The 14,799-nt window shown below is 60.5% G+C and carries 11 protein-coding genes; 3 read left to right on the top strand and 8 right to left on the bottom strand.

Features of this window, described 5'->3' with window-relative positions; all coding sequences use genetic code 11:
* Positions 1 to 219: 219 nt before the first annotated feature.
* From HHL24_RS36825 to HHL24_RS36840, 4 genes are all read right to left on the bottom strand, one after another.
* A complete protein-coding gene (locus tag HHL24_RS36825; RefSeq protein WP_169490175.1) occupies positions 220 to 1,677 on the bottom strand; it encodes a YncE family protein in 1,458 nt (485 codons plus the stop codon).
* A gap of 256 nt (positions 1,678 to 1,933) precedes the next feature.
* A complete protein-coding gene (locus HHL24_RS36830) occupies positions 1,934 to 3,019 on the bottom strand; it encodes a helix-turn-helix transcriptional regulator (protein ID WP_169490176.1) in 1,086 nt (361 codons plus the stop codon).
* A gap of 545 nt (positions 3,020 to 3,564) precedes the next feature.
* Complete coding sequence (locus HHL24_RS36835; protein ID WP_169490177.1) at positions 3,565 to 3,978, bottom strand: hypothetical protein; 414 nt, start codon at positions 3,976 to 3,978, stop codon at positions 3,565 to 3,567.
* A 549-nt stretch (positions 3,979 to 4,527) separates the two neighbouring features.
* Positions 4,528 to 5,469 (bottom strand): LysR family transcriptional regulator, encoded by a 942-nt coding sequence (locus tag HHL24_RS36840; protein ID WP_169490178.1) that lies wholly within the window; start codon positions 5,467 to 5,469, stop codon positions 4,528 to 4,530.
* Positions 5,470 to 5,689: 220 nt separating this feature from the next.
* Between HHL24_RS36840 and HHL24_RS36845 the strand changes: the two genes are divergently transcribed.
* The 3 genes from HHL24_RS36845 (at position 5,690) to HHL24_RS36855 (ending at position 8,792) form a co-directional block, all read left to right on the top strand.
* Positions 5,690 to 6,889, top strand: a complete 1,200-nt coding sequence (locus HHL24_RS36845; RefSeq protein WP_169490179.1) for an amino acid aminotransferase — start codon at positions 5,690 to 5,692, stop codon at positions 6,887 to 6,889.
* A 63-nt stretch (positions 6,890 to 6,952) separates the two neighbouring features.
* On the top strand, positions 6,953 to 7,744 hold the full coding sequence (locus HHL24_RS36850) for a class II aldolase/adducin family protein (RefSeq protein WP_169490180.1): 792 nt from the start codon (positions 6,953 to 6,955) through the stop codon (positions 7,742 to 7,744).
* A gap of 64 nt (positions 7,745 to 7,808) precedes the next feature.
* A complete protein-coding gene (locus tag HHL24_RS36855; protein WP_169490181.1) occupies positions 7,809 to 8,792 on the top strand; it encodes a 2-dehydropantoate 2-reductase in 984 nt (327 codons plus the stop codon).
* A gap of 154 nt (positions 8,793 to 8,946) precedes the next feature.
* Here the strand turns inward: HHL24_RS36855 and HHL24_RS36860 are convergent, their stop codons facing one another.
* The 4 genes from HHL24_RS36860 to HHL24_RS36875 all read right to left on the bottom strand — a co-directional run bounded on the left by HHL24_RS36860 (position 8,947) and on the right by HHL24_RS36875 (position 14,446).
* Complete coding sequence (locus HHL24_RS36860; protein ID WP_169490182.1) at positions 8,947 to 9,138, bottom strand: hypothetical protein; 192 nt, start codon at positions 9,136 to 9,138, stop codon at positions 8,947 to 8,949.
* A 19-nt stretch (positions 9,139 to 9,157) separates the two neighbouring features.
* Positions 9,158 to 10,876: an FAD-dependent oxidoreductase gene (locus HHL24_RS36865; protein ID WP_169490183.1), complete on the bottom strand. Its 1,719-nt coding sequence runs from the start codon at positions 10,874 to 10,876 to the stop codon at positions 9,158 to 9,160.
* A gap of 200 nt (positions 10,877 to 11,076) precedes the next feature.
* A complete protein-coding gene (locus HHL24_RS36870; RefSeq protein WP_169490185.1) occupies positions 11,077 to 13,029 on the bottom strand; it encodes an AI-2E family transporter in 1,953 nt (650 codons plus the stop codon).
* Between the two features lie 136 nt (positions 13,030 to 13,165).
* Entirely contained in the window at positions 13,166 to 14,446 is a 1,281-nt protein-coding gene (locus HHL24_RS36875; protein WP_169490186.1) for a DUF445 domain-containing protein, read from the bottom strand.
* Between the last annotated feature and the right edge of the window lie 353 nt (positions 14,447 to 14,799).

A 14,799-nucleotide genomic window follows, 5' to 3' on the forward strand; every position in this document is an offset into this window, starting at 1 on the left:
TAGTTCGGTGTTAAAGCGTTCCCCAAGCCAGAAATTCTCGCGACGATGTGAGAAAAATTGACCGGTCGTTGCACATCGGCGGTTTTTTGTCGACAGCCCAAAACTGGCCGGCTTCCGACCTGACGCGAGTGGTCGTGCGTCGCAGCCTTTCGAAGGCTGCGACGCAGGAAGACGACGGACATCTTCGTTTTGCTTACGGACGAGACGATGCCGAAAGTGCTACTTCAGGCTCATAACCTGAGCCGCCACGACCGGCCGAATGGTCGCCGTTCCGCTGCTCGTGCCAATCGTCAGGTTGACGGGGAGGGGCGCGGTCGAACTTGTGAAGGCGTGGCTTCCCACCGCGACAATGCCCCATGGTCCATTCTTCTGTCCGGTCAACACCAGGCCGAACTTCTCGCCATTGATAACGCCGTCATACGTGTAAAGCCCGAGTTTCGGACTAGGCTGAACAATTGCGCCGGCTGGAACTGTGACGGTCAACGCCCCAACGGTGAGCGTGAGTGTCTGCGTCGTCGGGCTGAGTGGTTGACTGGATGTGCCGAGTGTGAAACTCGCTGCCATTGAATAGGCGTTCAACTTCGGCGCAACGAGCAACTGAGGCGTGTATTTCGCGAATGGCGTCGTTGCTACAGGAAGAATGCCGGAAGCGGTCGCAAGAAAGTTGGCGTAACCTGGTAGCGAAATCGTCGTTTCAATCGCGTTGGTTGCTGTATCAACAACCAGGAGTTGCGCTGTAACTGGCTGCCTCGGCTGAAAGTAGGAGGCGAGGAAATAGGCAGACTTCCCATCTGGCGTAAACGCGACAGTGAGCGCGTTGGGTATTGCTTGATTCAACCCGTTTGGGAGGGCGACTTTTGTGACCGCGAAGGACGTTGTATCGACCATCGAGTAGCTGCCAGAGCTTGTTAGATACAACGTCTTGCCGTTAGGTGAGACAGCGACGTTATTTGCTCCGCTCGCAGGCAAACTGATGGTTTGAACTGCGTACGTCGCAGTATTGATGACCTGAACGAAGCCACCTGTGCCGTCAAGGACATACGCACTGCCCATAGTCGGAGACGTCGCAACGCGATAAACGCCGCCGGCAGGCGGCGCAATCGAAGCAAGAACCGCGAGTGACGTGGTGTCGAGCACCTGCGTCGGGCCCGAATTATCAAGCACGAACAACTTCGTTCCATCAGACGTTATGGCCATACCCATCGCATTGCCAATCAGCGACAACTGCTGGTCCTTGACCTGCGTGTTGCTCGTCAAATCGACCACGATAATATGGTTAGTTCCGTCGTCAAATGTCTGAAGCACAAAGGCACGTTTTCCGTCTGGAGATAACACGAGCCCAGACACAGCGGCCGAGGTCAGACTGAGTTGGCTGACCAATGCGCTCGTACTGCCATTAGTGACGGACAAGATTGGCGCAGCATTTCCGGAGATTCCAACGGTTACCACCTCCGAGCCGTCTGGCGAGACTGCAATACCTTCACCCGCTGGAGTCTGCAGGGTGGTGATGAGAGTCTGGGACGCGCCGCTGTTAATTACGTTGAGCCCGTCGGTCGGAACATTGTCTGTATATAAGACGGTCGCTTGCGCACCGCCGCACTGTGTGAAGAGAATCGCAAACACGGCCGAGGTTTGTGTGACCACGCTCGCAAGAAAATGACTATTCACTCGTTTCATTTTCCTCTCCGTCTTGAGGGTATTCACGCAGGTAAGACACTGCGAGCGTCTCGAACAATTAGCCAGGCTTTTACGGCTGAACTCGTTCGCCGTCGCCGTAACGGCGGATGCGGACGGAGTCATTATGTGAAATGGGAGGTCGTTCGCGCCATGATGCGAATACACCATGGACTTTGTATGAGCACCCGTCAGTATCTGGTGCCTGGCGCCTTGAGATAGCCACAGAGCCTTAGCTTAAGACTGCGTGCCGGTGTCCCTACCTTAGTATCGAGCCAAGGCGTACGAGCTCGGACTGCTTGTTGCAGCCCATCTTTCGCATGGCTGATGCGAGCTGATTTCTGGCAGTGATAGTGGAGATGCCTTCTTGGCCTGCATAGTCTCCCGCGGCATGGCCTGCAATGATGGCAGCAAGAACCTGCGCCTCCGCCGGGGTTAGCGAAAAGAACGCGGCGAGCTCACTGCTGCTCGCAAACTCGAAAACACTCCTCTTTTTCATTCGTATGAATAGTACGAGTTCGGCCGCCAGTCGGAATGTGGCCGGGGCAGTCGCGATATCGAAACGGACTCCTTGCCCCCAGCCGGCAGCAAGGGCGACCGGCACGGCGGTGCCGCTACGCTGATGGCTACTAATCGCGCTACCCAGAAGCAAACCCGATCGCGTGCTCGTCAAGTCTAAATGGTAACGGTCCGTGGACAGGACACCGCACAATGCAAGAAGCACTCGAGCATGTTCCGTACATCGCACCAGCCGTCCGGCTGAGGTTGCCAGGCAAGATGCTTCCCCGATACTGTGTAGTGCACTCTCAACGATTTCCGCGTTTTCAGTAATTGCACGTGCACGCTTCGCGAGGCTATTCGTGAGGAACCTGACGTAAGCTCCCACATCTCCCGACGCAACCCCTTCGATTGCGTTCGGAACGGCGGTGCTTCGCTGGAAACTCATTGCAGTTCGAATGTTTCCTTCGTCTCGAATGGTGAACGAAAGGATTTGCGCCATTCGGTGTCGAGGCAGATAGTCGGCATAGAACGGATGGTTTCGGACCTCCGGTGCACATTTCTCCCGGGACGAATCTAGCCATAGCTCGCTGGGTTTGGCGAATGTCGCTTCTGCAAGGGCGTCACACGCAGAGAAACAGTCGCGATATTCCTTTTCGGCGGCGCTGTCTACGCCGGTCTGCTCCATGAATAGCATCTCGTTTGGCGAGCCAAACATAAGAATCGTTGCGGCGTCTGCCCCTACGAGTTTCGCGGCCGACTGAAGCACATCTGTCCATGGCGCGATGGGGTCGGTAATGTGGCGCGCCGCGTCAATTGCATTTTGAAAGCTTGGGCTTCGTTTCAAGACGAGATCCCTCGCGTCGGTGCTCTGCTACCAGCAGAGCTGTCTCCTCAGCTTACGACCTCAGATTGTCATGATTTGGCACATGTTCGCAAACGGTGCCTACCCTGAAGTGTCGGAAAAAACGGCAACCAAGGCCGATTTGAACTGGTGCGAAGTTGACGTAACGGTTGGCTGCGGACGGGCTTCAACGGCGACATCCGTTTTTGCTACGCGGAAAGGCCTCTCAGCACCTATGCCACATGCGCGCTTTTACCGGCGCGGTACAACCAGTTTCCTACCCCGTCTCTTTGCGGTCTCGCCTGGCGTTCAGCAGTTCACTTCGGCGCCACTCCTAGAAACGGAAGCAGTGATGGCCGCTCTCTGCCTCACGCAAGCGGCATACGCGGCCTGAAACTCGCGAGCCGGCGATCGGCTGCACGCGACCCTCAGGGGACCTTCAAGGTTACTGATAGCGGACGTTCAATCTAATCGAAACGACAACTGCAGTTGCCAAACAGATCAATTTGGCAGGCTAGCCGAAGTGTGCACCGTGCTGAGACCATAGGTTATACGTTCTTGGCGCCTGTTTCGGCTCTCCGCCGTCCAAGCCATTCAATGCCGACTTGAAATAGTAGCCATGCACCAAACCAAATAGCCCCGAAGCGACGCATCATCGACTGAGTGTGCCGGATACCGGCAATATTCTCGTCAATTACCTGCTGCGTTAGCCGATAAACCTCCACACCAGAAATCAGTAAGCGAGCTGGATGTTTACCGCAAAATTCGGCTTGTACTGGTTCACCAGTATGCCCCTGGACGAGGTTGCGGGAAAAAGGTGCACAACCTCCCTTGAAGCATCTGGACACTAGCACAGTGTTGCCGCGATCATCCTGCGCAAAATACGAATCGTCGATTTGAGACAGGTGGCCAACTATCGTCTGGTTCGGCACCACATTTCCAGACGCGTCGACATTGCACATGTCACTCAGTCTAGCGGGTGGCATGGGTACGGCTGGTAGCGACCATTGCGCGATCGTCAGTAACCCTCCGCAACCTACGGCAATGCTGAATGGACGCAACCTTTTAGCATCGAATCTTGTTGCCATAGATATCCACTGACGGTCACGGGTTCGAATTCTTGTGTCGAGATATTACGCTGCCAAGCAAACGTGTTTTGACAGTTTGAATCTAACACGCTGCCGCCAAGGGAGCTGGTCATTCGTGGATCGTCGTCAATTTTGATGCTGCCGCCGAATGTCCCTTGTTGGCCGGTCTCTGCCCGTCGCTTACTAGCGAAATGGCAACCCGTTGGCGCAGCGGATTGACCTTCGAATCACGCTGCACTAACGAGGACCTGCCGGATTTTTCATTTAATGCGGCAGAGCAAGAGGGATATTTCACATCCCGGGGCAACTGCTGGGCGGCGGGTGCCACTTTTCCTGAAAAATCCCTTTAAAGTCAATGACTGCCTTTTCACGAATCCCGGCAGCCGACAACAGCCAAAGCGCATTGAGTTCGCGTCGAAAAAATCACCCGCGCTTAAGCCGCGCATCGGCCTGCGTCTCACGATCCCAGCGCTTTAGCCACGGCATGATGAATTCCGCGAATCCGTCCGCCGGCGGCGACAGCGCACGTTCGGTCGAACGATATACGCACACTTCGCGGATCGTTTCGGGATCGACGATCCGCTTCATCACCAGCCCGAAGGTTCGCGCGAGCGGCGCGACGTAGGCGGGCGCGAGCGTCACGGCAAGCCCCTGTGCAGCCAGGCCGAACGCCGTCGTGACGTTGTCCACCACGTCCACCGGAATGATGCGCGCATCCACCGGCAGATCGGCCAGCATCTGTTCGACTGCGCGCTCGTGATCGCGGCCGGTGGCCACGATAGGCACGTCGCGCAAATGCTGCCACAGTACCCGGCGCCGTGCGTTCAACGGATGTGTCGGCGCGCACCACATCACCCATGGGCTCGCGAAGGCCGGATCGCAACGCACCCGCGTGCCGCTTTGGCGATCCGGGCCGATCGCGAGATCCACGTCGCCGCTTTCCACGCGCTCCACCAACTGTTCGACCACGGTGTCGCAAATGCGCACGACCACTTTCGGTTTGTCGCGCGCATATTCGGCGATGGCCGCCGGCAGCGCGGTCGCCGCGAGCACCAGCGGCGCGCCGACTCGCACGATGCCGGCGGCACGATTACGGATGTCGTCGGCGGATTGGGCGGCGGCGCGCACATAGCGCAACACCGATTCGGCCGACGACAGAAAATCCTGCCCCGCGCTCGACAGATTGACGCGCCGCGTCGTCCGGTCGAAGAGGCGAAAGCCCAGTTCCGTTTCCAGTTCGGCCAGCAACTGGCTGACCGCCGACGAGGTCAGTCCGAGCCGTTCCGCCGCCGCGCCGATGCTGTGCAAATCGACGATGGCGAGAAACGCTTCGAACTGACGGATGGTGACGCGTGTGAGTGGCATCGGGTGATTCTAAAGAAAAACTTACTAATCGTGAAAAAACGATTGATTGTAGGCAACGCGCGATTGGCCGACACTCGTCCTGGTCGACGCGAAGCTGGAAACCCGCTTAGACTTCCGTCTCGCTCACGCGGCTAACTAACACCAGGCTGCGACACGCCACACTCAGGGTATACGCAGGCCGCAGTCAAGCCACATGCGGGGCTCCACTCAAGGAATTGCCATGTTCGACCACATTCCCGCCTATCCGGGCGACCCGATTCTGAGCCTGAACGAGGATTTTCAACTCGATCCGCGACCCAACAAGGTCAACCTGAGCATCGGCATCTATTTCGACGACGCCGGCAAGCTGCCGGTGATGGACGCCGTGCGGCGCGCCGAGACCGCGCTGCTCGACGCGATCGGCCCGCGCTCCTACCTGCCGATGGCCGGTCTGCCGCTCTACCGCGACGCAGCACAGGCGCTGGTGTTCGGCGCGGACAACGAAGCGCGTGCAGCGGACCGCATCGCGACCTTGCAGACCATCGGCGGCTCAGGTGCGCTGAAAGTCGGTGCGGATTTTCTGAAGCGCTATTTCCCGGCCTCGCAGATATGGATCAGCGATCCGAGCTGGGAAAACCATCGCGTAGTGTTCGAAGGCGCGGGCCTCACGGTTAACACCTATCCCTATTACGACGAACACACTGGTGGCCTGCGTTTCGCTGACATGATCGACACGATCGGCCGCTTGCCGGAACAGAGCATCGTGCTGCTGCACGCGTGCTGCCACAACCCGACCGGCGTCGACCTGAGTCCGGCGCAATGGGCGGAACTGGTGCCGGTCTTGCAGCGCCGCAAGCTGATTGCGTTTGTCGACATGGCGTATCAAGGTTTCGGCGCCGGCCTCGAGGAGGACGCTGCCTGCGTGCGCCTGCTCGCCGATGCGGGTGTGCCGTTGATCGCGGCCAATTCGTTTTCGAAGAATTTCTCACTGTATGGCGAGCGGTGCGGCGCGTTGAGCGTGGTGTGCAAGAGCAAGGAAGAGGCGGCTCGCGTGCTCGGCCAATTGATGTCGACGGTGCGCGCCAACTACAGCAATCCGCCGACGCATGGCGCACGTCTCGTAGCCAATGTGCTGTCGGACACGTCCTTGCGTGCTGCGTGGGAAGCGGAGCTCGCCGCCATGCGCGAACGGATTCTCGCCATGCGCGGCACGATTCACGAAGGCCTTGCAGGCCGCGTCGATGAAGTGATGCGCGCGCGTTACGTTGCGCAGCGCGGCATGTTCACGTACACGGGTTTGGGCGAAGCCCAGGTCGAGCGTTTGCGCAGCGAATACGCCGTGTATGTGCTGCGTTCGGGGCGCATGTGCGTCGCCGGATTGAACGCGCGCAACGCCGGCTATGTAGCGTCGTCGATTGCGGCGGTGGTGGCGGGCGCATAACGGCTGTTATGCGCCGCGGCCGAACATAGCGAACGACAGCAAACGATAACAACGGAGACCCTGATGACGACTCTTGAAATGCAACCGGCGAGCGCGCCGAAGTTCGCCGCGATGCATCCCGACGAATGGCAGGCACGCGTGCAACTGGCGGCGTGCTATCGCATCTTCGATATGCTCGGGTGGACCGAGATGATCTACAACCACATCACGTTGCGCGTGCCGGCGAGCGTCAGCGGCGGAGAGCGCCAGTTCCTGATCAATCCATTCGGCCTGCATTACAGCGAAGTGACGGCGAGCAATCTCGTGAAGATCGACGCGCAAGGACGCGTGCTCGACAACTCACCGTATCCGGTGAATCCCGCGGGTTTTGTCGTGCATGCGGCGATTCACGAAGGTTTGCCCGATGCGCACTGTGTGATGCACACGCACACCACGGCCGGCGTCGCGGTGGCATGCCTCGAAAACGGCCTGGAGCAAACCAACTTCTATAGCGCACAGTTGCACGACCGCATTGCGTATCACGACTTCGAAGGCATCACGGTGCATGCGGAAGAAGGGCCACGTCTGCTCGAGCATATCGGCAACAGGCAGGCGGTGATCTTGCGCAACCACGGCCTGCTCGCATGGGGCCACACGTTGCCGCAGACTTTCGCTATTCTGTGGACGCTCAATCGCGCATGTGAAATCCAGATGGCCACGTTCTCGATGGGCCGCGCGCGGCCGGTGCTGGAAGACGTGGCGATCCGCTGCTCGCGCGACTCGTTGCAGTTCGATCCGCGTCACGGTGCGGGGCAGGATGTGTTCGACGCGTTGGTGCGGCGTGTGGATCGCATCGACGCGAGCTATAAGGATTGACGCGAGGAATAACGCGAGAATTGAAGCAAAGATTGACCCGAGGATTAACGCAAGGATTGAAGCGATGAAAGTAGGAATCTACGGTGCGGGCGCGATCGGCGGCTGGATGGGAGTGAAGCTCGCGCAGGCCGGCCACGACGTGAGCGTGGTGGCGCGCGGCGCAACGCTCACTGCGTTGCAGCAGCACGGTTTGCGTCTGATCGAAGGCGGCGTGACGCACACCGTGAAGGTGAATGCGAGCGAACAGCCGGCGGATCTCGGCGTGCAGGACCTCGTCGTGGTGGCGGTCAAGGGCCCGGCAATGGCGTCGGTGGCCGCGCATATCGCGCCGCTGCTGAATCCGCAGACGACCGTACTGACAGCGATGAACGGCGTGCCATGGTGGTTCTGCGACGGGCTCGGCCGCGATTTCGCCGGCACGCGGCTGAAGTCGATCGATCCTGACGGCGCGATCGCCGCCGCGATTCCGACCGCACAGACAGTGGGCTGTGTGGTGCATGCCAGCTGTCTGATCGAATCGCCGGGTGTCATTAAGCATCATCAGGGCAATGGGCTGATCGTCGGCGAGGCGTTGGGGCAACCGAGCGAACGCGTCAAGACGCTCACCGCCGCACTAGCCGCAGCGGGCTTCAATGCGTCGATGTCGGAGCAGATTCAGCGCGACGTCTGGTTCAAGCTCTGGGGCAATATGACGATGAATCCGATCAGCGCCATCACCGGCGCGACCACCGACCGGATTCTCAGCGACGAACTGGTGCGCGACTTCGTCACGAGCATCATGCTGGAAGCGAAGGAGATCGGCGCACGTTTCGGTATTCCAATCGAGCAGGCGCCCGCGGATCGCCACGAGGTTACGCTCAAACTCGGTGCGATGAAAACCTCGATGCTGCAGGATGTGCAGGCGGGCAAGGCGGTCGAGCTTGATGCGCTGGTGGCCGCGGTGCGTGAACTGGGGCAGCTTACCGATGTGCCTACGCCTTACACGGACGCGTTGCTTGGGCTCGCGCGCTTGCATGCGAGCACGTTGGGGTTGTATCCGCGGCAGTGAAAGTTGCTCCGAAAAGAAGCTGCTCCGCGTGATCAGCGATGAACTGCACCCCAAAAGCTGGACACCCGTCCAACGATTTGGGGTGTTTTTTCATGAGGTGGCTTTTTTCGTCTTAAGGCTTAGTTCTTCGGCTTTGCACCGTACTCCCACCACATCACACAATCACTCCAGAGGATGGCGGCAGCTTCGCCGCCTCGATTAACGACAACGCCCGCTGCGTGTCGCCGAGCTCCGTCATGCATAGCAATGCAAGGCGTGCCAGATACAGGGGCGCTTGCGTTTCGCCTTCAGCGGTCAGTGTCTTGCAGAGCGTCGTGTAGACGAGGTCGAGTTCGCTATCGGTCATGGTTTGAGTTCCTCTTGCGTCAGTTCGTCAGACTGGCCGTCACGGCGCTTTGCACGTTCGCCGCGTTGCCGTTGCGCCAGCGGGCGAGCACATGACCGTCCGGTCTGATCAGATAGACGGTGCCCGGCGTCGCGTCGAGCATCTCGTGCAAGCGTCCCGCCGGATCGACCACATGCGGGCTCGCGGCGCGCGGCGCGTCGCCCGTGACCAGGGTGACCGCTTTGAACGGAATGCTGTGTTCGCCAAGCGCATAGTGCAGTTGCTGCCATGCTTCGTCTTGGGTCACGTCCGCGCTGAAGCGAAGTGCGGTGAAGCATGGCCCAAGCAGATCGGTGAGGTGGGTATCGACTGCTACGCCGTCGCACATGCGTTGAAGACGGCACTCCGGCAGTACCGTGCCAGGTGCTGGCCCTTTGGCGAACGCGCCCGATGCAACGGCCGCGACCCGATTGAGCGGCGACTGGGCATACGCAATCGCATGCGTCTGCCGCGGGTTGATCAGCGGCCGCACGGCGGGATGACGCTCGGCAAGTCCTAGCACGGCCTTGCGCATCAGGTTGAATGCGAACGAGGGCGGCGCCATGAATTCCGTGCTCTTCATCCCGTAGCTCAGGTTTTCACGCGCCGCGAACACGCGCTCGTCGCTGTAGCTGTCGAGCAGGCGTGCCGACGCAATGCCGTTGACCACGCAAGCGAGTTTCCAACCGAGATTGTCCGCGTCGTCGATGCCGGAATTTGCGCCGCGCACGCCGAAAATCGGCACGAGATGCGCGGCATCGCCCGCGAATAGCACCGAGCCGTGGCGGTAGCGCTCGAGCGTCAATGCGTTGGCCTTGTAGACCGTAATCCAGATCGGCGACCATTCGCCTGTTTCGCCCATCGAATCGAGCACGCTCTGCACGCGTGGCATCACGTTTTCAGGCTTGACGGCGGCCTCGGGGTCTTCATCGTCGCGAAGCTGGTAGTCGATGCGCCAGACATTGTCGGGTTGCTTGTGCACCAGCACTGTCGAGCCGGGATTGGAGGGCGGATCGAAATAGGCGAGACGCTCGGTGGCGCGTTCGCTCTTCAGTTCGATATCGACGATCACGTAGCGGCCTTCGTAGGTCGTGCCCGTGAGCTTGAGGCCGAGGGCCTCGCGAATCGTGCTGCGGCCGCCGTCGCATGCGACGACCCAATCCGCGCGCATTTTCCATGCGGTGTCGCCGGTGCTCAGGTCAAGCGTTGCGCCAGCGGTGCCGTTGTCGGTATGTTGTCCGATACCGGTCACGCGGGTTTGCCAGCGGATGTCGATCAGATCGGCGTGCTGTTCCACCTCGTCGAGCAACAACTGTTCGATCTGGTATTGCGCGATGTTGATCATCGGCGGCAGCGATTGCTCGTCGTCCTGATGCATGGCGAAGCGGAATACTTCTGCGTCGCGGTAGAAGCTGCGGCCGCCTGTCCATGGCAGGCCTTTTTGCAGGAAGCCGTGCACCGCACCCAGGCGTTTAAAAATATCGAGGCTACGCCGTGAAATGCAGATCGCGCGGCTGCCGGTGCAGACGCCGTCGTCGGCTTCGATCAGCACCGAGCGCACGCCCTGGCGAGCCAGCGCGAGCGCCAATGTCATGCCTACCGGACCGCCGCCGACGATTGCTACGGCGCGCCGCACAGGATCACGCCCGTCGACCAGCGGCGGCACCACGCCCTCATAGTGACGAGGCGTGAATGGATAGGGTTTGAAGCTGCGGCTCATGCGTGTCTCCTGGATCTTCGATGCCGATGGATTGCCCGCCGGGGCCTGAATGCGCTCTAGAGGCGGTGCGAATCGATAGGTGAAGTATGAAGGAGGGGGGGCGCGTGGCTGTCCTCATTTTGGGTACGAGGCGCCGGCATTGCGGCGGTCGGAGTCTGACCTCACGCGCTCTGGGCCGGGTATGTATTGGGCAGACTTGCCTAATCCGCCCCAGCAACATGCGATGGCTGCCGCATGTGTTGCAAGCTCGCCGCCGCCTGGCATTCCTCGATCATCGCGCGGAACGTCGGGGCCGAGTGCGAAGCGCCCGTCGCGCCCTTCTCCGGGGCGCCTTCGGGCGCGCCGCCGACGCCGACCACCAACGTCGCCCTCGGCCGCCATTCCCGCGTGCGCCGCAGCATATTGCGCAGATAAGGCGGCGACTCCGGCGCGTCGAGCGAGATGATGCAGATGATCGGCGCGTCCTTGAAGCTCGGTTCGTCGGCATGCGCGCTGCGATAACCCGAGTGCGTGGCCATCAACGGCGCGAGTCCCTGGCGCCCGAGCAATTGCACGGCGATTGCGGTAGTGACCTCGTCGAACGCGCCGCGTCCCGGCACGCACAGCACCGACGTCTTTTCGGTTTCATGGTGCACTTGCGGGTGTGCCGAAATGTGGCTGTCATGGCGCTCCGAAAGATCAGCTGAAGCCGCAGCCAGTAAGGCCCCAGCGGCGTCGGCCGATTCAGTGCGCGACAGGCGGTCCGGAAGTCCGTCGGCGATTTCCAGGTTTTCGACGATATCGACCAGCGCATCATTGATCCGCGCCAACTGGTCAGGCATCAACACGCCGCGCATCGCATCGTTACGCGCGAGCTTGAGGCCCTCCAGCGCGACATTGTCGTAGTAATCGATCAGCGACATCTCGCGCAGCAGGCGCTCGGCCTGCACAATGGCTTCATGCGGATCGTCCGCCAGAAGCCGCTGATAGAAGTTCTGCGCGGGCGTAAGGGCGGGCTGGTCACCCAGCAGCACAGTGAGAAAGTTCAGACGATCGGCGTAGCGACCCAGCGTGACGACGCACAGCGTGAGCGGCGTGGACAGCACGAGGCCGATCGGCCCCCACAGCCAGCTCCAGAAAATCGCCGCAACCACCACCGCCAGCGGCGACAGCCCCGAACGATGGCCGTACAGCAGCGGCTCGGCGATCTGCCCAGCCGCCACATCGACGACGATAAACAGGATCAGCGTATAGACCGCCATGGTCCATTGAGGCTGGATGGCGGCGGCAAGAAACACGGCAAGAATCGCGGCGATCCAGATGCCGATGTACGGCACGAAGCGCAGCAATGCGGCGATCACACCGAACAGCAGCGCCCCCGGCACGCCGATAATCGCCAGACCGATGGCGATGATTCCCCCTGCGCTGAGGTTCACGCCGAGTTGCGCGACGAAATAGCGGCTCAGCCGCACGGCGGCGTCGTTGATCGCGGTGGTGGTGCGGTGCAGATCGCGCGAACCGAATAGACTGATTAAACGGTCGCGCAGGTCTTCGCGTTGCAACAAGATAAAGATGGTGACGACCAGCACGATGAAGGTCGTCTCGATCGGCGCGATCGCCGGTGACAGCGCGCGTTGAGCGAGTTGCATCGGCGTGGGCGACGGCTCGTGCACTTCGACGGGCGTCGGTACAGCGGGCGCATTGCGCGCCGCGCGTCCGGTGAGGCGCGGCGGGCTCGGCTTGCTCGGCGCGACGCGTTGCAGCGTGGCGGCGGCGCGGCTCATCAGCGAATCGGCCCGGCCGACGGTTTTCTCCTGCACAGTCTCGATCTTTTGCTCGATCGCCACTTGATACTGCGGCAGATCGCCCGCCAGTTGCACCAGTTGCGCTCCGATCAACGCGCCCACAGCGAGCAAAGCGGCGAGGGCGAACAGCACGGCGATAAAGATCGACGGCAGTTGACCCATGTGCAAGCGCCGCAGCGCCTGCACCAGCGGTGCGAGCAGGAAGCTGAGCAGTACGGAGAGCGTGATCGGGATCAACACCGCGCGGCCGAAGTAAAGCGCGCACACCACCACCACGCCGGTGATGACCGAGGCCAAACCATGCAGACTGGGCGTACCCGGCGGGTATACGCGGTTCGGCCGCCCGTGCGGCGGTAACGATATTTTCATGAACACACTTCTCGATGTTGTGGCGCTGTCGCTTTTATTGAGGGCACGCGCAAATGGACCGGCGGCAGTCAGGTAAAGCGCCTGAGCAATTCACATGCCCGGATTGTAGGCGCTTTGGCGTATGCCGGCCGTATCGCTAGCCCATGTGCAAACGCAACAGCTCGAATAGCTGCGAACTCGCGTAGAGCAGCAAGCCGATAAAGCCGCCCACAATCGTTCCGTTGATGCGGATGTACTGCAAATCCTTGCCGATGTTCAACTCGACTTGCCGTGACATTTCGCGCGAGTCCCAGTTCTTCACTGTATCGCTGATGTGGCGCGTGAGGAACTGGGCAAAATCCGGCGCCATGGCGCGCGCTGCTTCTTCCAGGTGGTCGTTGAGCGACTGACGCAGCGCAGGGTCGTGCGCCAGTTCGCGGCCGACCCATTGGCCCATCGCCATCACTCTGGCGTGCAGGGCCGAATCGCTGCTTTGCAGATCGCGCTTGAGCCATGCGCGCAGTTCGCCCCACATGTCCTTTACATAGGTGCTGAGCGCTTCGCCTTCCACCAGATACCGCTTGAGATCCTCGCCTTTTTGCAGGAACGCAGGATCGGTCTTGAGTTTGACGATCAGCTTCTGCGCCGCGTCGTCGAATTTCTGGCGCAGTTGATGGGTGGGGTTCTCGCTGATCTGCTCGAGCATCCGGTTCACCGCATTGGCGATCGCTTCGGCGCCTTTCTCGCCGAGCCACGCCGACGGCAGAATCATTTCCATCTTCGGATATTCGCTCTTCACCCACTCGACGATGCGTTCAGCGATAAACTCGCGCGCCTGCGGTTCGCGCAGCAGCGCTACGACCTGTTCGATGCCGGCGTCGAGCAACTCTTGATGGCGGCCGTCTTTGGTGAGCGTATCGAGAATCGTCCCCATGGATTGCGACAGATCGACTTTGGCCAGCACGTCGCGCAATGCGTCCTTGATGAAGACCTGGATGCGCACGTCGTCGGTCAGTTCGAGAATGCCGCTCGTCAGTTTGACCACGTAGTCGCCCAGACGCGCGGTATTGGCCGGCGTCGTCAGCCAGCCGGTGATGCTTTGCGCCGGGTCGTGTTTCTTGATCAGCCCAACTAGCGACGGCACGTCCAGAAACTTGTCCTGTACGAACACCGCGAGGTTGTCGGCGATCTTGTGCTTGTTCTTCGGAATGATCGCGGTATGCGCGGAGACGATCGGGATCGGCACGCGGCGAAACAGTGCGACCACGGCGAACCAGTCGGCGAGCGCCCCGACCATCGCGGCCTCGGCCACTGCCTTGATGCCGTCCACCCAGACGTCGCGCGGCATAAAAGCGGTCACGACGAAAACGCAGGCGGCGGCCGCCAGCAACAGCAACGGGGTGCGCTTGGCCTTCTTCAGTTCGGTCTCTTTGTTCATCGGCAGCAGGGCAGCGGGGTTCAATTCGATTGAAATGTTGCGGTGCGATTGACTTGATCGTCCAGAAACGCGAGTGTAGCGCCGCTGTTCCGGCCGTGCGGCACGGCTTGAGACATTCTTTGACCCGTCGGCGCGGTAACATCTACGGTTAGACTGCGATGCGGCGCCCGGGCAGCGTGGCTTGGGGCGAGCGCTAACGGAACGTTGAGCGAACCTCGAGCGGGCGCCGGGTAGTTGCGCAATGAGCGCTGAACGGGCGCTGAGTAGTCGTTGATCGAGCGCGGGGTGAGCGCTGAGCAGTCGTAGATTGAGCGCGGAATGAGCGCTGAATAACTGCTGAATGGCTGAATGAA

It is taken from the genome of Paraburkholderia polaris (genome assembly GCF_012927345.1).
GTDB lineage: Bacteria > Pseudomonadota > Gammaproteobacteria > Burkholderiales > Burkholderiaceae > Paraburkholderia > Paraburkholderia polaris.

Coding starts and splice junctions, on each gene's coding strand:
- HHL24_RS36825 (WP_169490175.1), bottom strand. CDS start 1,677: ATGAAACGAGTGAATAGTCATTTTCTTGCGAGCGTGGTCACACAAACC.
- HHL24_RS36835 (WP_169490177.1), bottom strand. CDS start 3,978: ATGTGCAATGTCGACGCGTCTGGAAATGTGGTGCCGAACCAGACGATA.
- HHL24_RS36840 (WP_169490178.1), bottom strand. CDS start 5,469: ATGCCACTCACACGCGTCACCATCCGTCAGTTCGAAGCGTTTCTCGCC.
- HHL24_RS36845 (WP_169490179.1), top strand. CDS start 5,690: ATGTTCGACCACATTCCCGCCTATCCGGGCGACCCGATTCTGAGCCTG.
- HHL24_RS36850 (WP_169490180.1), top strand. CDS start 6,953: ATGACGACTCTTGAAATGCAACCGGCGAGCGCGCCGAAGTTCGCCGCG.
- HHL24_RS36855 (WP_169490181.1), top strand. CDS start 7,809: ATGAAAGTAGGAATCTACGGTGCGGGCGCGATCGGCGGCTGGATGGGA.
- HHL24_RS36860 (WP_169490182.1), bottom strand. CDS start 9,138: ATGACCGATAGCGAACTCGACCTCGTCTACACGACGCTCTGCAAGACA.
- HHL24_RS36865 (WP_169490183.1), bottom strand. CDS start 10,876: ATGAGCCGCAGCTTCAAACCCTATCCATTCACGCCTCGTCACTATGAG.
- HHL24_RS36870 (WP_169490185.1), bottom strand. CDS start 13,029: ATGAAAATATCGTTACCGCCGCACGGGCGGCCGAACCGCGTATACCCG.
- HHL24_RS36875 (WP_169490186.1), bottom strand. CDS start 14,446: ATGAACAAAGAGACCGAACTGAAGAAGGCCAAGCGCACCCCGTTGCTG.